Below are 20236 nucleotides of genomic sequence, written 5' to 3'. Positions count from 1 at the left end.
GTGAATTTCGTGAGCCAGCCTACGCCAGCCGTGCGTACCTTCCAAGACCTGATCCTCGCCCTGCAAAACTACTGGGCCGAGCAAGGTTGTGTGGTGCTTCAGCCCTACGATATGGAAGTAGGCGCCGGCACTTTCCACACCGCTACCTTCCTGCGCGCCGTGGGTCCAGAAACCTGGAACGCCGCCTACGTGCAGCCAAGCCGTCGCCCTGGCGACGGGCGGTATGGCGAAAACCCCAACCGCCTGCAGCACTATTACCAGTTCCAGGTGGTACTCAAGCCCAACCCTGCCAACTTCCAGGAGCTGTACCTCGGCTCCCTGAAAGCCATCGGCCTGGACCCGCTGGTCCACGACATTCGCTTCGTCGAAGACAACTGGGAATCGCCGACACTGGGCGCCTGGGGCCTGGGCTGGGAAATCTGGCTGAACGGCATGGAAGTCACTCAGTTCACCTACTTCCAGCAAGTCGGTGGCATCGAGTGCTACCCGGTCACCGGTGAAATCACCTACGGCCTCGAGCGCCTGGCCATGTACATCCAAGGCGTCGATTCGGTCTACGACCTGGTTTGGGCCGATGGCCCGTTCGGCAAGGTCACCTATGGCGACGTGTTCCACCAGAACGAAGTGGAGCAGTCGACCTACAACTTCGAGCACGCCAACGTCGAGAAGCTGTTCGAGCTGTTCGATTTCTATGAAAGCGAAGCCAACCGCCTGATCAAGCTGGACCTGCCGCTGCCGACCTATGAAATGGTCCTGAAGGCCTCGCACACCTTCAACTTGCTGGACGCTCGCCGCGCCATCTCGGTAACCGAGCGTCAGCGTTACATTCTGCGTGTTCGTACCCTGGCCCGGGACGTGGCGCAAAGCTATCTGCAAGCCCGTGCACGCCTGGGCTTCCCGATGGCTACCCCTGAACTGCGTGACGAAGTGTTGGCGAAGCTGGAGGCTGCACAATGAGTGCTCAAGATTTCCTGGTAGAACTGGGCACCGAAGAGCTGCCACCCAAAGCCCTGGCAAGCCTGGGCGATGCCTTCCTGGCAGGCATCGAGAAAGGCCTGCAGGCTGCTGGCCTGAACTACACCGGCAAGCTGGTTTATGCCGCACCGCGCCGCCTGGCCGTATTGATCCGCCAGCTCGACGTGCAGCAGCCTGACCGCAGCATCAACATCGACGGCCCACCCATGCAGGCGGCATTCAAAGACGGCGAGCCTACTCAGGCTGCCTTGGGCTTTGCCAAGAAGTGTGGGGTCGAGCTGGCCGAAATCGACCAGAGCGGTGCCAAACTGCGCTTCTCTCAGCATATCCCGGGCAAGGCCACCGCCAGCCTGTTGCCGACCATCGTCGAGGACTCGCTGAACGACCTGCCGATTCCCAAGCGCATGCGCTGGGCTGCCAGCCGTGAAGAGTTCGTGCGTCCCACTCAATGGCTGGTGATGCTGTTCGGCGACCAGGTTGTCGATTGCACCATCCTGTCGCAGAAGGCCGGCCGCGAATCCCGTGGCCACCGCTTCCACCACCCGCAGAATGTGGTCATCAGCGCCCCGGCCAACTACGTTGAAGACCTGCGCAAAGCCTACGTGCTGGCCGACTTCGCCGAGCGCCGCGAGCTGATCAGCAAGCGCACCGCTGAGCTGGCCATGCAGCAGGAAGGCAGCGCAATCGTGCCGCCGGCGCTGCTGGACGAAGTGACCGCCCTGGTTGAGTGGCCAGTGCCGCTGGTGTGCTCGTTCGAGGAGCGTTTCCTTGAGGTGCCGCAGGAAGCCCTGATCACCACCATGCAGGACAACCAGAAGTACTTCTGCCTGCTGGACAGCGAAGGCAAGCTGCTGCCGCGCTTCATCACCGTGGCCAACGTCGAGAGCCGTGACCCCAAGCAGATCGTGCAAGGGAACGAGAAGGTCGTGCGCCCGCGCCTGACCGACGCAGAGTTCTTCTTCAAGCAGGACAAGAAGCAGCCGCTGGAAAGCTTCAACGAGCGCCTGAAGAATGTGGTGTTCCAGGCGCAACTGGGCACTGTCTATGACAAGGCCGAGCGAGTGTCCAAACTGGCAGCGTTCATCGCCCCGCTGATTGGCGGCGACGCTCAGCGCGCTGGCCGTGCCGGCCTGTTGTCCAAGTGTGACCTGGCCACCGAGATGGTCGGCGAGTTCCCTGAAATGCAGGGCGTTGCCGGCTATTACTACGCGCTCAACGACGGTGAGCCCGAAGACGTTGCCCTGGCCCTGAACGAGCAGTACATGCCTCGCGGTGCTGGCGCCGAGCTGCCGCAGACCCTCACCGGTGCAGCGGTTGCCATCGCCGATAAGCTCGACACCCTGGTCGGCATTTTCGGCATCGGTATGCTGCCCACCGGCAGCAAAGACCCGTATGCCCTGCGCCGCGCCGCACTGGGCGTACTGCGCATCCTGATCGAGAAGCAGCTGGACCTGAACCTGAGCGCCGCAGTGGAATTCGCGGTCAAGCAGTTCGGTGCCAAGGTCAAGGCTGCAGGCCTTGCCGAGCAAGTGCTGGAGTTCATCTTCGACCGCCTGCGCGCACGCTACGAAGACGAAGGCATCGACGTTGCAACTTACCTGTCGGTGCGTGCTTTGAAGCCGGCTTCGGCCCTGGACTTCGACCAGCGTGTACAAGCCGTACAGGCCTTCCGTAAGCTGCCTGAAGCCGACGCACTGGCTGCCGTGAACAAGCGGGTGTCGAACCTACTGAGCAAGGCCGAAGGCTCCATTGCCGAGCAGGTCGAGCCCAAGTATTTCGACAACGCCAACGAGTTCTCGCTGTACTCGGCCATTCAGCAAGCCGACCAGGCCGTGCAGCCGATGGCAGCGGCCCGCCAGTACAGTGAATCGCTCGCCCGCTTGGCGGCTCTGCGCGACCCGGTTGACGCCTTCTTCGAGGCGGTGATGGTCAACGCAGAAGACGCCAAGGTACGTGCCAACCGTTACGCCCTGCTCAGCCGCCTGCGCGGCCTGTTCCTGGGTGTGGCCGACATTTCGCTGCTGGGGTAAGCCTTGAAACTGCTGATTCTCGACCGTGACGGGGTGATCAACTACGACTCCGACGCCTACATCAAGACGCTGGAAGAGTGGGTTCCGATCCCTGGCTCGGTCGAGGCCATCGCGCAGTTGAGCAAGGCGGGCTGGACGGTGGCCGTGGCCACCAACCAGTCTGGCATCGCCCGTGGTTATTACCCGCTGACCACGCTCGAAGCCATGCACGCGCGACTGCGCGAGCTGGTGGCCGAGCAGGGCGGTGTAGTGGGCCATATCGTGTATTGCCCGCATGGGCCAGACGAGGGCTGCGACTGCCGCAAGCCCAAGCCTGGCATGCTGCGGGCGATCGCTGAGTATTACCAGGTGAACCTTGAGGGCGTCTGGTTCGTTGGCGACAGCAGCGGTGACCTTCAGGCTGCCCTCGCTGTCGGTGCCCAACCTGTGCTGGTCAAAACCGGCAAGGGTGAGCGGACTCTGGAAAAAGGTGTCCCGCAAAACACACTGATTTTCGACGATCTGGCAGCTATCGCCAGAGCACTTATTTAAACAATGATGCGCCTTTGGGCGTATTTTCCCAGGCGGGCATGACCCGCAACGGTACTTGCCACTATGTCGATCCTGCAGGCGATCAGAATCTTTCTTTTTTACCTGCTGCTGGGCACCAGTTCGCTGCTGTGGTGCACCCTGAGCTTTTTCGTCGCGCCGTTTCTGTCGTTCCCCAAGCGCTACAAGTTCATCAACGTGTACTGGTGCCGCTGCGCACTGTTCCTGGCGCGCACCATCCTCGGTATCAACTACAAGGTCAGCGGTGCCGAGAACGTGCCGGATGAGCCCTGCGTGATCCTGTCCAACCACCAGAGCACCTGGGAAACCTTCTTTCTCTCCCAGTATTTTTCGCCGCTGAGCCAAGTGCTCAAACGCGAGCTGCTGTATGTGCCGTTCTTTGGTTGGGCCATGGCCATGCTAAGGCCCATCGCGATCGACCGAGATAACCCCAAAGAAGCCCTGCGCCATGTTGCCAGCAAGGGTGACGAGTTGCTCAAGCAGAAAACCTGGGTGCTGATCTTCCCGGAAGGGACCCGAGTGCCATTCGGCACCGTGGGCAAATTTTCCCGGGGTGGTACCGCCCTGGCGGTGAATGCTGGGCTACCCGTATTGCCAATTGCCCACAACGCTGGGAAGTTCTGGCCCAAGACAGGCTGGGGCAAGCGCTCTGGCACCATTGAGGTGGTGATCGGCGAGCCGATGTACGCTGAAGGCACAGGGCCACGGGCCATCGCTGAGCTCAATGACCGCGCTGCCGCTTGGAACGAAGCCACCCAGCGAGCCATGGGCTCCCTGCCGCCAGCTGAGGAAAAACCGCAGCAACAGATGGCCTGACCTTCTGTGGATAACTTGTGTACAGTTTGTTCGTGAAATGCTTGTTTTATACGCTAAGTGATTGAATTAACTATTTATTTCCAGAGCTAACGATTTCAGTTCGAACGTGCATAAGTTTTTTAAGGCATGAAAAAACCGGCTTTTAAAGCCGGTTTTTTTATCCCTCATCAAACCTTGTCGATATCCACGTCCTTGGTTTCCTTGAGACAGAATATTCCCACCACCAAGCTGATACCGGTCACCAGCACCGGGTACCAGAGCCCATAGAAGATATCCCCGGTATACACCACCAACGCGAACGAAACGGTGGGCAGGAAGCCACCGAACCAACCGTTGCCGATATGGTAGGGCAGCGACATCGAGGTGTATCTGATCCGCGTTGGAAACAACTCCACCATCACCGCCGCCAAAGGCCCATAAGTCATGGTCGCGATCAGGATCATGGCGACGATCAGCACCACCACCATCACTTGGTTGACCTGTGCTGGGTCTGCCTTGGCCGGGTAGCCTGCCTGCTCGATCGCGGCGCGCATGGCTGTTTCATCGAAGCCATTGATGGTCTTGTCGCCGATGTTCACCACAACATCGCTGCCAGCTACGCTTACCGAGCTGTAAGGCAGCCCCTGTTTGACCAGGAAGGTCTTGACCTTGTCACAGGGGCTGTCGAAGCGGGCCTTACCGACCGGGTCGAATTGGAAGGTGCAGCCTTGTGGGTCAGCCGTTACCACAATGGGTGCCTGGCGGCTGGCCGCATCGATCTGCGGGTTTGCGTAATGGCTCAGCGCCTTGAACATAGGGAAGTACAGCACCGTGGCCAGCAGCAGGCCGAGCATGAGGATCGGTTTGCGCCCGATTCGGTCGGACAGCCAACCAAAGAACACGAAGAACGGCGCGCCGATCACCACGCTGATGATCAACAAGGTGTTGGCCTGAGCCGGGTCCATCTTGAGCATCTGGGTCATGAAGAACAGCACGTAGAACTGAGCGGTATAGAACGTTACGGCCTGCCCAGCGTTGATACTGAATAACGCTGTGAGTACGACTTTGAGGTTGGGCCAGGAGGTGAACGACTCGCGGATCGGCGACTTGCTGACCTTGCCCTGGGCCTTCATTTTCACGAACGCCGGCGACTCATGCATGCTCATGCGGATCCAGGTGGAAATCGCCAGCAAGATGATCGATAGCAGGAACGGCAGGCGCCAGCCCCAAGTTTCGAACTGGTCACCGCTGATATAGCGGCTGCCCAGCACGACCAGTAGTGATAGCAACAGACCCAGCGTAGCCGTGGACTGGATGAAGCCTGTGTGGAACCCACGCTTACCGGGTGGCGCATGCTCAGCCACATAAGTGGCAGCACCACCGTATTCACCGCCCAGCGCCAGCCCTTGCAGCATGCGCAACAACACCAGAATGATCGGTGCCGCGATGCCGATGCTGGCGTAAGTGGGCAGCAGGCCAACGGCGAAGGTGGACAGCCCCATCAGTACGATGGTTACCAGAAAGGTGTACTTGCGCCCGATCATGTCGCCCAACCGGCCAAACACCAGCGCACCAAATGGCCGCACCAAAAACCCGGCGGCGAATGCCATGAGCGCAAAAATGAAGGCCGTGGTGTCGTTCACCCCTGCAAAGAACTGCTTGCTGATGACGGCAGCCAACGCCCCATAGAGAAAAAAGTCATACCACTCGAAAACCGTCCCGAGGGATGACGCGAATATGATCTTGCGTTCTTCCCGGCGGCTGGTAGGAGCTGCCGCTGTACCCTGCTCTTGGATGTAATCCGACATCGTTGCTGTCCTCGGCCCGCAGGCCACAGTGATTATTCTTGTTGTTCCACTGCCGGCAGCTTGTGACCGCGAGCTGCCGCTGTTGCACCCTCCTGGGTCAAGGGGTCGGTACTGCGTCTTGGTTCAGGTTGGTTTGGGTGGCCGCTCCTTTAAGGATCAGTTGTGCCGCCTTTTCAGCGATCATCAAGGTGGGGGAACAGGTATTGCCCGACGTGATGTACGGCATGATCGAAGCATCGGCTACACGCAACCCCGGAATGCCGTGCACCCGCAGTTGGTTATCCACAACATCCAGTGCGCCGCTGCCCATTCGGCAGGTGCCCACCGGATGGAAGATGGTAGTACCGATTTTGCCAGCCGCTTCGAACAGCGCTTCATCGCTTTGCAGGTCTGGCCCGGGCAAATATTCCTTGGGGTCGAACATGGCCAGGGCAGGGGCCTGGACGATGCGCCGAGTCAGGCGGATAGCGTCGGCAGCAACCCGCAGATCCTCGGGCGCACTCAAGTAGTTAGGGTTGATCACAGGCGCGCTGTTCATATCTGCACCGCCGATATCGATGCGCCCGCGGCTGACTGGGCGCAGGTTGCACACCGAGGCGGTAAACGCCGGGAACGCATGCAGCGGCTCGCCGAAACGCTCCAGCGACAGCGGCTGCACGTGATACTGCAGGTTCGGCGTGGCCTGCTCCTGGCTGGAGCGCACGAATGCGCCCAACTGGCTCGGTGCCATGGCCAGCGGGCCACTGCGGTCATAGAGGTAGCGTAGACCCATGCCCAACTTGCCCCACAGGCTATTGGCCATCTGATTCAGGGTACGCGTGTTGCGGATCTGGTAGATCAAGCGCAGTTGCAGATGATCCTGCAGATTGCCCCCTACGCCAGGCATATCGTGGCGCACAGCGATGCCCAACTGCTCGAGCAATTTACGCGGGCCGATACCGGAGCGCTGAAGAATGCCGGGTGAGCCCACAGCACCTGCACAAAGAATGATCTCGCGACGCGCAGCAAATTCATGCCAGGCGCCTTGCCAGAATGCCTTGACCGCACGTGCGCGGGTATTGCCCAACAACACTTGGTCTACCTGCACCCCAGTGAGCACCGTAACGTTCGGGCGATCTTTGATGGGCCGCAGAAACGCTTTGGCGGCGTTCCAGCGCACACCGCTACGCTGGTTGACCTGAAAGTATCCACAGCCTTGGTTGTCGCCGGTGTTGAAATCGTCGATCTTGCCGATGCCGCTTTGCTCGGCCGCATCGCGAAACGCGTCCAGGATGGGCCAGCTGTAGCGCTGACGCTCGACCCGCCACTCACCCTCTGCACCATGGTGCTCGCTGGCGCCGGCATGATGGTTTTCAAAGGCTTTGAACAACGGCAGCACATCGTTCCACGCCCAGCCATCGTTGCCTTGCTCGGCCCAATGATCGTAGTCGGCGGCCTGGCCACGCATGTAGATCATGCCGTTGATCGAAGAGCAGCCGCCGAGCACTTTGCCCCGTGGGTAGCCCAGGGCACGGCCGCCCAGACCAGCTTGTGCTTCGGTCTTGAAGCACCAATCGGTGCGTGGGTTACCAATGCAGTAGAGGTATCCGACGGGGATGTGAATCCATGGATAGTTATCGCGCCCACCCGCTTCGAGCAGCAGCACGCGGCAGGAAGGGTCGGCAGACAATCGGTTGGCCAGCAGGCAGCCGGCAGGACCAGCACCTACAACCACGTAGTCGAAGACAGAATCGGCTGATGGCATCTGTAACCTCGCGCCTGATTTTTATTCTTGTTCCGAATCATCTTAGTGAGTAATTTCGTCTTGGGAACACGAGATTTCGCGCAGCCGTTGTGCGTTTTAGCACAGCCATAAGGATCAGCATGTTCGACTGGAACGATCTGCGGTTTTTCCTCGAGTTGCAGCGCAGCGGCCGCCTGCTTACCGCAGCCAAGCGTCTCAACACCACTCACAGCACTGTTGCGCGGCATATCGAGAGCATCGAGAGGAGCCTGGGCACACCCCTGTTCGTGCAGCACGCGCAAGGCTACGAGCTGACCCCGGCGGGGCAAGCGCTGCTCAAGCATGCCGAGGCCATGGAGAACGTTGCTCTGCTGGCGCAGGAAGAAATCACCCAGGCCATCGCGCCCCTGGGCAAGATTCGTCTGGGGGTGACCGAAGGCATCGGCATCATGTTCTTCACCCCGCGCATGAACGAACTATTCGCCCGTTACCCAGGGTTGGAAGTGGAGTTGGTGGCAGTACCGCGTTTCGTCAGCATCCTCAACCGCGAGGCCGAAATCAGCATTCACCTGGAGCGGCCCAACGCCGACTTGCTGATCACCCGCAAGCTCACCGACTACCGCCTGGCGCTGTATGCAAGCCAAGCCTACCTGGACCGGGCGCCACCCCTGCGTAACCGCGAGGACCTGGCCCGGCATAGCTGGATCGGCTACGTCGACGACCTGCTGTTCAGCCAGGAACTGCTGTTTCTCAACAGCTTCTGTCGCTCACCGCACGTGGTATTTCGCAGCACCAGCGTAATAGCCCAGCAAAGCGCTGCCCGCGCAGGGCTGGGCATCGCCGTGCTACCCAACTACATGGCGCGCCAAGACCCAACGCTGGTGCGCGTTCTGCCCAGCGAAACCATCCAGCGCAGCTATTGGATCTGTACCCGCCGAGAGTTGCACAAGTCGGTGCGCCTGCGCGTGGTTTGGGACTACCTGTTGGCACTGTGTGCGGCGCAACAGCATGAACTGCTAGCCCCATAGCGCCTTGACGGCCAACAGCAGGGCGGCCAGCCAGCCGGCAACGGCGAACATTTGTTGCAGGCGCGGCCCAGCAATGCGAGTGGCCAAGGGCCTGGCCAGCAGCAGCCCGACCACGGCACCGACAGCGAAAGGTGCGCCGATCCCCCAGTGCATGACCCCGGCCAGGCTGGCGCTGACCACGCCGCCGATCGATACCAGTGCGATAACGGCAAGGGATGTCGAGACGATGCTTTTCATGCGCAAGTTGGTATAGCGGTTCAATGCCGGAATGATCACGAAGCCTCCACCCACCCCCAGCAGGCCAGAAAGCAAGCCGGACGTCGCCCCGGTCAATGCCAGGGCGCGCGCGCAGGGTAGCGTCCAGCGCAGGCGACCCTGCAATGGGTTCAGCACGCAAGGCTCGATGTAGCGATGGGCTTCATTGCCCTGGCCGCGCAGGGCGTCGGCCGCCTTGCGCCATATGCGTAGGCAGGCATAGACCAATACGGCGGCGAACACCAACGCCAAGGGTGTATTGGGCAAACGGTGGGCCAGCATCAGGCCCAATGGCGCTGCCGCAATACCGATCACGGCGATGAACAGCGCCGCGCGATAACGCACCAACCCCTCGCGTAAACCCAGAAGCGCCCCCACTGTTGCCGCCAATCCGACGGCCAGAAGGCCGATGGGGGCGGCCTCCACCATCGACAAGCCCAGGCCGAAAACCAGCAGCGGCACTGCCAGGATGCCACCCCCAGCACCGGTAAGCGCCAGCACGGCACCAATGATCGCGCCCAGGCCTGCGCCCAGCAGTTGCTGTTCGATCACTGCTCAGCCTCGGCTTTCAACGGTTGCGGGCGGGCCAACCACTCACGGCCTCTGAGCATCGCCTGCCAGTACAAGGGCGGCAAGACCCGCGCCTTGAGTAGCCAGGCCAAGCGTGATGGCTGGCGTCCATCGAGCAACCAGCGGGGGAAACTCGGCGCAAGCTTGCCACCATACGTGAATTCAGCCAGCACGATCTTGCCGCGTTCTACGGTCAACGGGCAGGAGCCGTAGCCGTCGTACTGGGCCAGGGCAGGCAACCGGCCGAGGGCCACCAGCACGTTGTTGGCCACTACGGGTGCCTGCTTACGGGCGGCCGCGGCGGTTTTAGCATTGCTGGTGCTGGCCACGTCACCCAAAGCGTGGATATTGCCGAACTGGCGATGGCGCAGAGTATGGGGGTCGACATCGACCCAGCCGGCAGCGTCGGCCAGGGGGCTTTGGCGAATGAAGTCTGGGGCAACTTGTGGAGGAACCACGTGTAGCATGTCGAAGGTTTCGCTACGGGTTTCGCTGGTGCCGTCGGCAAGCGTACGCATGAAGGTGGCACGCCGGTTGGAGCCATCCACGGCTACCAGGCGATGGCTGTAATTGAGGTCAACGCCATACTTGTCGATATAGGCCATCAAGGCCGGGACATAGTCCGGCACGCCGAACAGCACGCCTCCAGCATTGAAAAAGCTCGCCTTAACATGGCCGAGCCGTCCGTTGCGCAGCCAGTGGTCACAGGACAGATACAGCGCTTTTTGCGGTGCCCCTGCACACTTGATTGGCATCGGTGGTTGGGTGAACAGAGCGCGCCCTTGCTTGAGCGTTTGCACCAGCTCCCACGTATAGGGAGCGAGGTCGTAGCGGTAGTTGGAAGTGACGCCGTTGCGGCCAAGGGTTTCGCTGAGCCCCTCAATGGCGTCCCAGTCCAGTTTCAGGCCTGGGCAGACCACCAGTTGTTCATAACTGATGGCACGACCCGTTTCAAGGCTGACCAGCTGGCGCTTGGGGTCAAAGCCCTGAACCCGCGCCTTGATCCAGCGCACGCCGCTCGGGATGGCTGAAGCCATGGTCCGGGCAGTGCTCGGCGCGGTGAATACACCAGCGCCAACCATGGTCCAGCCCGGCTGGTAGTAATGCACATCGGCAGGGTCGATCAGGGCGATGTCCAGTGACGGGTCACGGGCGATCAAGCTTGAGGCGGTAGCGATACCGGCGGCACCGGCACCGACGATGACCACTTTATGGTGGTCTGTATTGGCAGGCATGGCAGTCAATCCTGAGAATTCTTGGTATGGGGCAGGGCGGTCACAGCGTATTCAGCGGGATCTTCAGATAGCTCACGCCGTTTGGTTCAGGTTCGGGGAGCTGACCTGCGCGCATGTTCACCTGCACCGATGGCAGGATCAGTACCGGCATCTCAAGGGTTTTGTCGCGCGCCTCACGCATGACGACGAAGCTGTCCTCATCGATACCCTGGTGAACGTGGATGTTGCTGGCGCGTTGTTCGGCCACGGTGGTGACGTACTGCATCGCACGCCCGCCCGGCAGGTAGTCATGGCACATGAACAAGCGCGTCTGATCAGGAAAAGCCAGCAAGCGGCGGATCGAGCGGTACAAGGTACGGGCGTCGGCGCCGGGGAAGTCGCAGCGGGCGGTGCCATAGTCAGGCATGAAGAGCGTATCGCCAACGAACAACGCACACTCGCCAGCGTCCGCCACCATGAAGCTCATGCAGGCCGGGGTATGCCCCGGTGTGTGCAGCGCACGGGCCTGCAGATTACCGATGCAGAACCCTTCTTCGTCTTCGAACAGCACATCGAACTGGCTGCCATCTCGGGCAAAGCCTGGCTCTGCATTGAACAGCGTGCCGAAGACTTTCTGAACCTGAGTAATGTGTGCACCGATGGCCGTATGCCCTCCCAGCTTGCCCTTGAGATAAGCCGCTGCCGAGAGGTGATCGGCATGCACATGGGTGTCCAAAACCCACTGCACCTTAGCATTGAGCTGTTGCACACGTTCGATCAGACGATCCGCCGAAGCAGTGCTGGTGCGCCCTGACTTGGGGTCGTAGTCCAGCACACTGTCGATCAGTGCGCATTGCTGGGTTGCCCGGTCCATGACCAAGTAACTGATAGTCGAAGTCGCCTCGTCGTAGAAGGCGTCCACGTGAAGGTTGTTGCCGATGATCATCACGCTCTCCAGGTAGTCTGTCAGGCGCTGTACACGCCAAAACAGTTGAAGGAGGTTTATCAAGATACATGCCAGACGTTCGCCGATGAGCAAGCCAGTGAATACGGGCGGCTTAGCAGGGATGCATCGAAGGATGGCAGCCGCTTTGGCAGTAGACTGTCAGCCAATGGCAGTGTTTGGCAGTCCTTGCTACCCTGCGCCGATCAATCCAATGGTGCTGTGATGCCTGAATTTCATCCACACATCCTAGCTTTGGTGTCTTTCCTTGAGCACGATGCACTGCCCACCATCGTGCTGGATACCGACTACAACATCCTCGCGGCCAATGCAGCCTATCGCCGACAGTTCGGCCAGGACGAGCAGGCCCCGCTAGGTGAGAAATGTCATCGGGTATCGCATCACTACGCCGTGCCATGTGACCAGGCCGGTGAGCACTGCCCGATGCGCAAAGCGTGGGAAAGCAAAACCCCTGAACGTGTGCTGCATATTCATCACACGCCACGCGGCCCCGAGCATGTGGATGTGGAGTTACGACCAATCCTCGATGAGCAGGGTAGGGTGGTGGCCTTCGTCGAGCGGCTCACCAGCATCACGTTAGCTTCAGCACAGCCGCAACAGCAGGGATTGGTCGGCCGCGCCCCCGCCTTCAAGGCAGCACTGGCCAGTTTGCAGCGCGCTGCCCCGGCACAGATCCCCGTGTTGCTTCAGGGCGAGTCGGGCACCGGCAAAGAGCTGTTTGCCCGCGCTATTCACATGGGTAGCCCACGGGCCAATGGCCCGCTTGTGGTTGTCGACTGCACGGGCCTTACCGAGTCGCTGTTCGAGAGCGAATTGTTCGGCTATGAGAAGGGGGCTTTCACTGGTGCCAATCAACGCAAGATCGGGCTGGCCGAAGCTGCCCATGGCGGTACTTTGTTTCTCGACGAGATCGGCGAGGTGCCGCTGGCCATGCAAGTTAAATTGCTGCGTCTGATCGAGTCCGGCAGCTTCCGCCCAGTGGGCAGCTTGCGTATCGTCCATTCCGATTTTCGTCTGGTATCAGCAACCCATAAACCGCTGAAGCAGATGGTTGCCGAAGGCACGTTCCGGGAAGACCTGTACTACCGCATCAGCGGCTTTCCCATTCGCTTGCCAGCATTGCGCGAGCGCTTGGAGGATCTAGAGCTGCTGGCAGAAACCTTGTTGCAACGCACGGGTGGTAAAACCACACCTCGTCTGACAGAAGCCGCTCTTCAGCATCTCAAGCTGCATGGGTTTGCGGGCAACATTCGGGAGCTGCGTAACATCCTCGAGAGGGCGAGCCTATTTGCCGATGACGGGCTGATTCGCCCAGAGCATCTGCCTGAGGACATTGGGTCGCCACGGGTGTCCGCCCAAACCGGAGGTAAGCGGCACGATCTAGGCGATCTGGCTCGAGCACTCGAACAGTTCCAGGGTTCACGTAGCGAGCTGGCACGCCATCTTGGCTTGAGTGAACGAACCTTGTATCGCCGCTTGAAATCCCTAGGCCTCAAATAACGGTATGAGCGTCTTTACCTGACCTTTACCTGTGCCCTGACATTGAACGACAAATGCTGTGGTCTTATGGGTTAACCGCGCCAGCCATGAATTGACACTCGCCCAGTGTTCAACATGCAGAGGATTACCCATGAAAAAGACTATGACCGTGCTCTGCGCCGCACTTGTGCTCAGCACCCCGTTGGCGAGTTTCGCGCAACCAGGCCCTGACCGTCACGAAGGCGGTCCCGGCCCAGGCCATCAGGATCACCGCCCCCCTGGGCCACCGGAACGGCACGACCGTCATGACAATGGTCGTCATGCGCCCTATCACAATCCTAATTTCCGACCTGAAGCTGGCATGCCGATGCCCCATCAGCAATGGCACCGTGGCTATGTGGTAGAACCACGCTACCGCGCCGACCGCTATTGGGTAACCGACTGGCGTGCCCGCCACCTCGACGCACCGCCACGCGATCACCGTTGGTTGTATGTGAATGGTGATTACGTGTTGGTCGCCATTGCCACGGGGGTAGTAGTCAGCGTGCTCGCTGGTTACTGAGGCTCAACCAAAAAAAACGCCCGCAGAAGCGGGCGTTTTTATTGGGCGCAAAGTGGATCAGAAGTCCAAGTTCGACACCGACAGCGCGTTGCTTTCGATGAAGTCGCGGCGGGGCTCGACCGCATCACCCATGAGGGTGTTGAAGATCTGGTCAGCAGCAATGGCGTCTTCGATGGTGACCTTGAGCATACGGCGCACGGTTGGATCCATGGTGGTTTCCCACAGCTGCTCCGGGTTCATCTCACCAAGTCCTTTGTATCGCTGGATGGTGTGACGCTTGGTGCTCTCGTTCATCAGCCAGTCGAGGCCTTCCTTGAACTCGGTGATTGCCTTGCGGCGCTCACCGCGCTGTACATAGGCGCCTTCACCCAACAGGGTAGAGAGCTTTGCACCTAGGTTGACCACCGAGCGATAGTCGTTGCTGCCAAAGAAGTCGCGGTTGAAGGTGACGTAACTGGCCAAGCCATGGGAGGTGATTTCTACCTCTGGCAGCCAAACATTGCGCTCCTTGTCTTCGCGCAGGCTGGACTTGTAGACCAGGCCCGATTTCTGGCTGTTGTTCAGGCGACCCTGAAACTTCTCAAGCCAGGCTTGCATCACGGCATGGTCGCCCAGTTGCTCGAGGGTGACTTCCGGCAGGTAGATGAAGTGCTCGGTGATGTCTTCCGGATACAAGCGTGACAGGCGCTTGAGCGTTTTCATCACAGCACGGAACTCATTCACCAAGGTTTCGAGCGGTACGCCAGAAACGGCTGGTGCCGATTCATCCAGGTGCAGGCTGGCGTCTTCGAGGGCCGATTGGGTCATGTACTCTTCCATGGCCTCGTCGTCCTTGATGTACTGTTCCTGCTTGCCCTTTTTCACCTTATACAGCGGCGGCTGGGCAATGTAGATGTAGCCGCGCTCGACCAACTCCGGCAACTGGCGGAAGAAGAAGGTCAGCAGCAGAGTACGGATGTGCGAACCGTCGACGTCAGCATCGGTCATGATGATGATGTTGTGATAGCGCAGCTTGTCGATGTTGTACTCATCGCGGCCAATGCCACAGCCCAGCGCAGTGATCAAAGTGCCCACTTCCTGGGACGAGATCATTTTGTCGAAGCGCGCTTTCTCGACATTGAGGATCTTGCCTTTGAGCGGCAGGATCGCCTGGGTGCGGCGGTTGCGGCCTTGCTTGGCCGAACCACCTGCGGAGTCACCCTCCACCAGGTACAGTTCGGAAAGGGCAGGGTCCTTCTCTTGGCAGTCGGCAAGTTTGCCCGGCAGGCCAGCGATATCCAGCGCGCCTTTACGTCGGGTCATTTCACGTGCTTTACGAGCCGCTTCACGAGCACGGGCAGCGTCGATCATCTTGCCGACGACGGCCTTGGCTTCGTTCGGGTTTTCCAGGAGGAAGTCGGCGAAGTACTTGTTCATCTCTTGTTCAACGGCGGTTTTCACCTCCGAAGAAACCAGCTTGTCTTTGGTCTGCGAGCTGAACTTAGGATCAGGCACTTTCACCGAGATGATCGCGGTCAAGCCTTCACGAGCGTCATCACCCGTAGTGGCGACCTTGTTCTTCTTGGCCAGACCTTCCTGCTCGATGTAGCTATTAAGGCTACGGGTCAGCGAGGAGCGGAAGCCGACCAAGTGCGTTCCACCGTCACGCTGCGGAATGTTGTTGGTGAAGCACAGCAGGTTTTCGTTGAAGCTGTCGTTCCATTGCAGGGCAATCTCGACTCCCACACCGTCATCGCGCTGGACATTGAAGTGGAAGACCTGAGAGTTGATCGGGTTCTTGTTGGTGTTGAGGTACTCAACGAACGCGCTCAAACCGCCTTCATACTTGAAGAACTCTTCCTTACCCGAGCGCTCATCCTTCAACAGGATGCCGACACCCGAGTTGAGGAACGAAAGCTCGCGGATCCGCTTGGCCAGGATGTCCCAGCTGAAGTGGATGTTCTTGAAGGTTTCTGCCGAAGGCTTGAAGTGAATGTGGGTACCGGTGGTTTCGCTATCGCCGACGATGGCCATTGGCGCCTGTGGAACACCATGAACGTAAGTCTGTTCCCAGATCTTGCCGCTGCGGCGCACGGTCAGCACTAGCTTTTCAGACAGCGCGTTCACCACCGAAACACCTACACCGTGCAAACCGCCGGATACCTTGTAGGAGTTGTCATCGAACTTACCGCCAGCGTGCAGTACGGTCATGATGACCTCGGCTGCAGATACGCCTTCCTCTTTATGCACATCGACCGGAATACCACGGCCGTTGTCACGCACGCTGATCGATTCGTCAGGGTGGATGATGACGGTAATGTCATCGCAATGGCCGGCAAGGGCTTCGTCGATCGAGTTGTCGACCACCTCGAAGACCATGTGGTGCAGGCCGCTACCATCATCGGTGTCGCCAATGTACATGCCGGGACGCTTGCGTACGGCATCCAAACCTTTCAGCACCTTGATGCTGGAGGAGTCGTACGTTTGATTTTCGCTCATGCCTTCACTCCCGATGGTCGTGGGTCTGGGTGATACGGCCATGTTCCACGTGGAACATGGCAACTGGCGTTTCCGTCTGCCAGCCTTCCCTCAGTAATTCGTGATCTACACAGGTGATGAACACCTGGCAGCGTAATTCTTCAAGCAAGCGGCACAGGGCGCGGCGATGCTGGTCATCCAGCTCGGACGGCAGGTCGTCTACAAGATAAATACAGTGACCGCGGCGAGCCTGATTAACGAGGTGGCCCTGGGCGATACGCAATGCGCAAACGACCAGCTTTTGCTGACCACGTGACAGGATGTCCGCTGCGTTATTAGCAGCTAGACGAAGACGCAGATCAGCACGCTGGGGGCCCGCTTGGGTGTGGCCCATCTGCTGATCGCGAAGGAGAGACGAGGCAAGTACTTCTTGCAGTTCTCGGTCCTTGTCCCAGCCTCTGTAGTAGCTCAGGGTCAACCCGTCCAGCTCGACCAGCTCACTCAGGGTTTGCTCGAAGACAGGCTTCAAGGCCTTGATGTAGTTGCGACGGTATTCATCTATTTCTGCGCTGGCCAGGCATAATTCCCGGTCCCAGGCGGCTTGCGAAGCTGGGTCAAGTGTACCATGCCGCAACCACGAGTTCCGCTGCCGCAGTGCCTTCTGCAGGCGCTGCCAAGCCGGAAGAAAACGAGGTTCCACGTGGAACACTCCCCAATCTAGAAACTGCCGGCGAATTTTCGGAGCGCCTTCCAGTAATCTGAAACTATCTGGGTTGATCAACTGCAGCGGTAACAACTCTGCCAGCTGAGCAGCGCTCTTGGCATTCTGTCCGTCAATCCTGATGGTAAATTCGCCCGCCCGCTCCCTAGAGACGCCCAAATTGCTGGTGCCCCCTTCAGCCAACTGCACCTCGCCAAACACTGTACAAGCCGCCTGCTCGTACTGAATTACAGGGTTCAACCGGGTACTGCGGAATGAACGTGCAAGCCCAAGCAGGTGCACAGCTTCAAGCACACTGGTCTTGCCGCTGCCATTGGCGCCGTAAAGGATATTGATGCGGGGGGAAGGTGAGAGTGTCACCGGGTGCAGGTTGCGCACCGCGGTGACCATGATCCGTCGAAGGGACATTTCGCCTGCTTCGTATTACAGACGCATCGGCATGACAACATAGGAAGAGTCGTCATTGCCCGCTTCCTGCAGCAGGGCACTGCTGTTGGAGTCAGACAGGATCAGACGAACTTGCTCAGTGGTCATGACGCCCAACACATCCAACAGGTAACTCACGTTGAAGCCGATTTCCAGCGAACTACCTTCGTAGTCCACGCTGATTTCTTCTTCCGCTTCTTCCTGCTCAGGGTTGTTGGCCTGGATTTTCAATTGGCCGGCCGCCAGCTGCAAACGGATACCCCGGTATTTCTCGTTGGAGAGAATTGCGGTACGGCTGAAAGCTTCGCGCAGCGCCTGACGATCGCCGACTACTACTTTGTCACCGCCTTTAGGCAGCACACGCTCGTAGTCCGGGAACTTGCCATCGACCAGCTTGGAGGTGAAGGTGAACTCACCGGTGGTGGCACGGATATGGTGCTGGCCCAGGACGATGCTGACCATGCCTTCCGGGTCGGTCAGCAGGCGAGCCAATTCGAGGATACCTTTTCGTGGAACGATGACTTGGTGACGATCATCCTGCTCGATCGGCGCGCTCATCGAGCACAGTGCCAAACGATGACCATCGGTGGATACGGCGCGCAAGGTATTGCGCGAAACTTCCAGCAACATGCCGTTGAGGTAGTAGCGCACGTCTTGCTGAGCCATGGCGAAACTGGTGCGCTCGATCAAGCGGCGGAGTTTGCTCTGCTCGAGGTTGCAGGTCAGCGAGCCCGGGCCTTCTTCAACGGTAGGGAAGTCATTGGCCGGCAGGGTCGACAGGGTAAAGCGACTGCGGCCAGCTTTGACCAACAGCTTCTGCTCATCGACCTTGATATCGATCAGCACATCGTTTGGCAGGCTTTTGCAGATGTCCATCAGCTTACGTGCCGGGACTGTGATTTCGCCAGGCTCAGCAGGCTCTTCGAGTTGCACACGGCCAACCAATTCGACTTCCAGGTCGGTACCGGTCAACGACAGCTGCTGGCCTTGCACGACCAGCAGCACATTGGACAGCACCGGCAAGGTCTGGCGGCGCTCGACGACACCGGCGACCAGTTGCAGGGGTTTCAACAGGGCTTCGCGTTGAATGGTGAAATGCATGGTCTAGTCCCTTGCCTTCAATTAGCTGCGCTGGAATGCATCACGTTGTCAGCGTACGCAGCAGGTTCTTGTAGTCCTCGCGGATGTCCGCGTCGGATTCCTTCAATTCGTTGATCTTGCGGCACGCGTGCAGCACTGTGGTGTGGTCGCGACCGCCAAACATGTCACCTATCTCAGGCAAGCTGTGGTTGGTCAGTTCCTTCGACAGAGCCATGGCTACCTGACGGGGGCGTGCAACCGAGCGCGAGCGGCGTTTGGACAACAGATCGGCGATCTTGATCTTGTAGTACTCGGCCACCGTGCGCTGGATGTTATCCACACTCACGAGTTTATCTTGCAGTGCCAGCAAGTCTTTGAGCGACTCGCGAATCAGCTCGATGGTGATATCCCGGCCCATGAAATGCGAGTGAGCGATCACGCGCTTCAAGGCACCTTCGAGTTCACGTACGTTGGAGCGGATGCGTTGGGCAATGAAGAAGGCAGCATCGTGAGGCAGCTCAACCTTGGCCTGGTCGGCCTTCTTCATCAAGATCGCCACGCGGGTTTCCAGCTCCGGTGGTTCTACGGCCACCGTCAGGCCCCAGCCGAAGCGCGACTTCAGACGTTCTTCCAGGCCTTCGATCTCCTTGGGGTAGCGGTCGCTGGTGAGGATCACCTGCTGACCACCCTCGAGCAAGGCGTTGAAGGTATGGAAAAACTCTTCTTGAGAACGCTCTTTGCGGGCGAAGAACTGAATGTCGTCGATCAGTAGCGCATCCACCGAACGATAGAAACGTTTGAACTCATTGATCGCGTTGAGCTGCAGAGCCTTGACCATATCCGCGACGAAGCGCTCCGAATGCAGGTAAACAACCTTGGCATTCGGGTTTTTCTTCAGCAGATGGTTACCCACGGCATGCATCAGGTGAGTTTTACCCAGGCCCACCCCACCGTAGAGGAACAGTGGGTTATAGCCATGCTTGGGGTTGTCGGCTACCTGCCAGGCAGCAGCACGGGCCAACTGGTTCGACTTACCTTCGACGAAGGTTTCGAAGGTGAAGGTACGGTTCAGATAACTGGTGTGCTTGAGCGCACCTTCCACCTGAACCGTGCGTTGCTCAGTGCGGCTGCCGGGAGCAGGCGCTGAGCCACTGTCAGCCATGCCGTCGAAGCTATCACGCGAAGGCGAGTCATTCACCTCATTGACTTGCACCTGCTCACCCACCGAAGCCTCTACAGGTTCGGCAAGCGCAACCACTGTGGGTGCTGCAGCCTGTTGCGCCTGGGTGTTGGCCAGAGATGCCGCCACAGCAGCGCTGACCGGTGCATTGGGTGCAGCACGAGGAGCAGAACTGCGGCGGCTGCCTATTAATAAGGAGAGGGAAGGCGCCATGCCGCTACCGTTTTCACCCAACAGCTCGAGCAAACGGCCAAGGTACTTTTCATTCACCCAATCGAGCACGAAACGGTTGGGCGCATACACGCGCAACTCGTCGCCTTCGGCTTCGACCTGTAGCGGACGGATCCAGGTGTTGAATTGCTGGGCAGGCAGTTCGTCGCGCAGAAGCTCCACGCACTGCTGCCAAAGTTCCACTGACAC

General features: G+C 59.3%; 16 protein-coding genes. 7 read left to right on the top strand and 9 right to left on the bottom strand.

The annotated features are described in order from the left end of the window. The first annotated feature begins 9 nt into the window (after positions 1 to 9). The 4 genes from glyQ to HU725_RS00065 all read left to right on the top strand — a co-directional run bounded on the left by glyQ (position 10) and on the right by HU725_RS00065 (position 4370). On the top strand, positions 10 to 957 hold the full coding sequence (gene glyQ / locus HU725_RS00080; RefSeq protein ID WP_060479092.1) for a glycine--tRNA ligase subunit alpha: 948 nt from the start codon (positions 10 to 12) through the stop codon (positions 955 to 957). Further along, entirely contained in the window at positions 954 to 3005 is a 2052-nt protein-coding gene (glyS, locus tag HU725_RS00075) for a glycine--tRNA ligase subunit beta (protein ID WP_186476103.1), read from the top strand. Before glyQ ends, glyS begins: the two co-directional genes overlap by 4 nt. Before the next feature lie 3 nt (positions 3006 to 3008). Continuing rightward, positions 3009 to 3536, top strand: a complete 528-nt coding sequence (gmhB, locus tag HU725_RS00070; RefSeq protein WP_060479094.1) for a D-glycero-beta-D-manno-heptose 1,7-bisphosphate 7-phosphatase — start codon at positions 3009 to 3011, stop codon at positions 3534 to 3536. Positions 3537 to 3599: 63 nt separating this feature from the next. Beyond that, positions 3600 to 4370 (top strand): lysophospholipid acyltransferase family protein, encoded by a 771-nt coding sequence (locus HU725_RS00065; RefSeq protein ID WP_186476104.1) that lies wholly within the window; start codon positions 3600 to 3602, stop codon positions 4368 to 4370. 167 nt (positions 4371 to 4537) lie between these two features. On the opposite strand, the gene HU725_RS00060 is transcribed toward HU725_RS00065, so the two are convergent. Further along, entirely contained in the window at positions 4538 to 6157 is a 1620-nt protein-coding gene (locus HU725_RS00060; RefSeq protein ID WP_186476105.1) for an MFS transporter, read from the bottom strand. Positions 6158 to 6254: 97 nt separating this feature from the next. Then, positions 6255 to 7901, bottom strand: a complete 1647-nt coding sequence (locus HU725_RS00055; protein ID WP_186476106.1) for a GMC family oxidoreductase — start codon at positions 7899 to 7901, stop codon at positions 6255 to 6257. A 119-nt stretch (positions 7902 to 8020) separates the two neighbouring features. Here HU725_RS00055 and HU725_RS00050 point away from each other — a divergent pair, with 119 nt between their 5' ends. Then, entirely contained in the window at positions 8021 to 8908 is an 888-nt protein-coding gene (locus HU725_RS00050; RefSeq protein WP_060480538.1) for a LysR family transcriptional regulator, read from the top strand. Here HU725_RS00050 and HU725_RS00045 read toward each other — a convergent pair. From HU725_RS00045 to HU725_RS00035, 3 genes are read right to left on the bottom strand one after another with little or no spacing between them, the layout of a single operon-like run. Beyond that, positions 8897 to 9715 carry a sulfite exporter TauE/SafE family protein gene (locus HU725_RS00045; protein WP_186476107.1) on the bottom strand — a complete coding sequence of 273 codons (819 nt, stop codon included), beginning with the start codon at positions 9713 to 9715 and terminating at the stop codon, positions 8897 to 8899. The two genes, HU725_RS00050 and HU725_RS00045, sit on opposite strands and share 12 nt — an antisense overlap. Next, positions 9712 to 10968 (bottom strand): NAD(P)/FAD-dependent oxidoreductase, encoded by a 1257-nt coding sequence (locus HU725_RS00040; protein WP_437180302.1) that lies wholly within the window; start codon positions 10966 to 10968, stop codon positions 9712 to 9714. Before HU725_RS00040 ends, HU725_RS00045 begins: the two co-directional genes overlap by 4 nt. 40 nt (positions 10969 to 11008) lie before the next feature. After that, complete coding sequence (locus tag HU725_RS00035; RefSeq protein WP_186476109.1) at positions 11009 to 11893, bottom strand: MBL fold metallo-hydrolase; 885 nt, start codon at positions 11891 to 11893, stop codon at positions 11009 to 11011. 222 nt (positions 11894 to 12115) lie between these two features. On the opposite strand from HU725_RS00035, the gene HU725_RS00030 reads away from it, so the two are divergent. After that, positions 12116 to 13411, top strand: coding sequence for a sigma-54 interaction domain-containing protein (locus tag HU725_RS00030; RefSeq protein ID WP_186476110.1), 1296 nt, complete (start codon positions 12116 to 12118; stop codon positions 13409 to 13411). Positions 13412 to 13541: 130 nt separating this feature from the next. Then, the gene (locus tag HU725_RS00025) at positions 13542 to 13952 is read left to right on the top strand and encodes an RcnB family protein (protein ID WP_060480543.1); all 411 of its coding nucleotides are present in this window, start codon (positions 13542 to 13544) and stop codon (positions 13950 to 13952) included. A 57-nt stretch (positions 13953 to 14009) separates the two neighbouring features. Here the strand turns inward: HU725_RS00025 and gyrB are convergent, their stop codons facing one another. Genes gyrB through dnaA form a run of 4 tightly spaced genes read right to left on the bottom strand, consistent with a single transcriptional unit; the run spans position 14010 to position 20236 of the window. Beyond that, positions 14010 to 16430, bottom strand: a complete 2421-nt coding sequence (gene gyrB, locus HU725_RS00020; protein ID WP_060477655.1) for a DNA topoisomerase (ATP-hydrolyzing) subunit B — start codon at positions 16428 to 16430, stop codon at positions 14010 to 14012. 4 nt (positions 16431 to 16434) lie between these two features. Next, on the bottom strand, positions 16435 to 17538 hold the full coding sequence (gene recF, locus HU725_RS00015; protein ID WP_060477654.1) for a DNA replication/repair protein RecF: 1104 nt from the start codon (positions 17536 to 17538) through the stop codon (positions 16435 to 16437). Between the two features lie 15 nt (positions 17539 to 17553). After that, entirely contained in the window at positions 17554 to 18657 is a 1104-nt protein-coding gene (dnaN, locus tag HU725_RS00010; RefSeq protein ID WP_060477653.1) for a DNA polymerase III subunit beta, read from the bottom strand. Between the two features lie 40 nt (positions 18658 to 18697). Continuing rightward, positions 18698 to 20236, bottom strand: a complete 1539-nt coding sequence (gene dnaA / locus HU725_RS00005; protein ID WP_186476111.1) for a chromosomal replication initiator protein DnaA — start codon at positions 20234 to 20236, stop codon at positions 18698 to 18700.

The organism is Pseudomonas promysalinigenes, assembly GCF_014269025.2.
In the GTDB taxonomy this organism is placed as follows: domain Bacteria; phylum Pseudomonadota; class Gammaproteobacteria; order Pseudomonadales; family Pseudomonadaceae; genus Aquipseudomonas; species Aquipseudomonas promysalinigenes.
This window is presented reverse-complemented; position numbering and strand designations above follow the sequence as displayed.

Excerpts from the sequence above, each read along its gene's own strand:
- glyS (WP_186476103.1), top strand. The coding sequence starts at position 954 with ATGAGTGCTCAAGATTTCCTGGTAGAACTGGGCACCGAAGAGCTGCCA.
- HU725_RS00065 (WP_186476104.1), top strand. The coding sequence starts at position 3,600 with ATGTCGATCCTGCAGGCGATCAGAATCTTTCTTTTTTACCTGCTGCTG.
- HU725_RS00060 (WP_186476105.1), bottom strand. The coding sequence starts at position 6,157 with ATGTCGGATTACATCCAAGAGCAGGGTACAGCGGCAGCTCCTACCAGC.
- HU725_RS00055 (WP_186476106.1), bottom strand. The coding sequence starts at position 7,901 with ATGCCATCAGCCGATTCTGTCTTCGACTACGTGGTTGTAGGTGCTGGT.
- HU725_RS00050 (WP_060480538.1), top strand. The coding sequence starts at position 8,021 with ATGTTCGACTGGAACGATCTGCGGTTTTTCCTCGAGTTGCAGCGCAGC.
- HU725_RS00040 (WP_437180302.1), bottom strand. The coding sequence starts at position 10,968 with ATGCCTGCCAATACAGACCACCATAAAGTGGTCATCGTCGGTGCCGGT.
- HU725_RS00035 (WP_186476109.1), bottom strand. The coding sequence starts at position 11,893 with ATGATCATCGGCAACAACCTTCACGTGGACGCCTTCTACGACGAGGCG.
- HU725_RS00030 (WP_186476110.1), top strand. The coding sequence starts at position 12,116 with ATGCCTGAATTTCATCCACACATCCTAGCTTTGGTGTCTTTCCTTGAG.
- HU725_RS00025 (WP_060480543.1), top strand. The coding sequence starts at position 13,542 with ATGAAAAAGACTATGACCGTGCTCTGCGCCGCACTTGTGCTCAGCACC.
- gyrB (WP_060477655.1), bottom strand. The coding sequence starts at position 16,430 with ATGAGCGAAAATCAAACGTACGACTCCTCCAGCATCAAGGTGCTGAAA.
- recF (WP_060477654.1), bottom strand. The coding sequence starts at position 17,538 with ATGTCCCTTCGACGGATCATGGTCACCGCGGTGCGCAACCTGCACCCG.
- dnaN (WP_060477653.1), bottom strand. The coding sequence starts at position 18,657 with ATGCATTTCACCATTCAACGCGAAGCCCTGTTGAAACCCCTGCAACTG.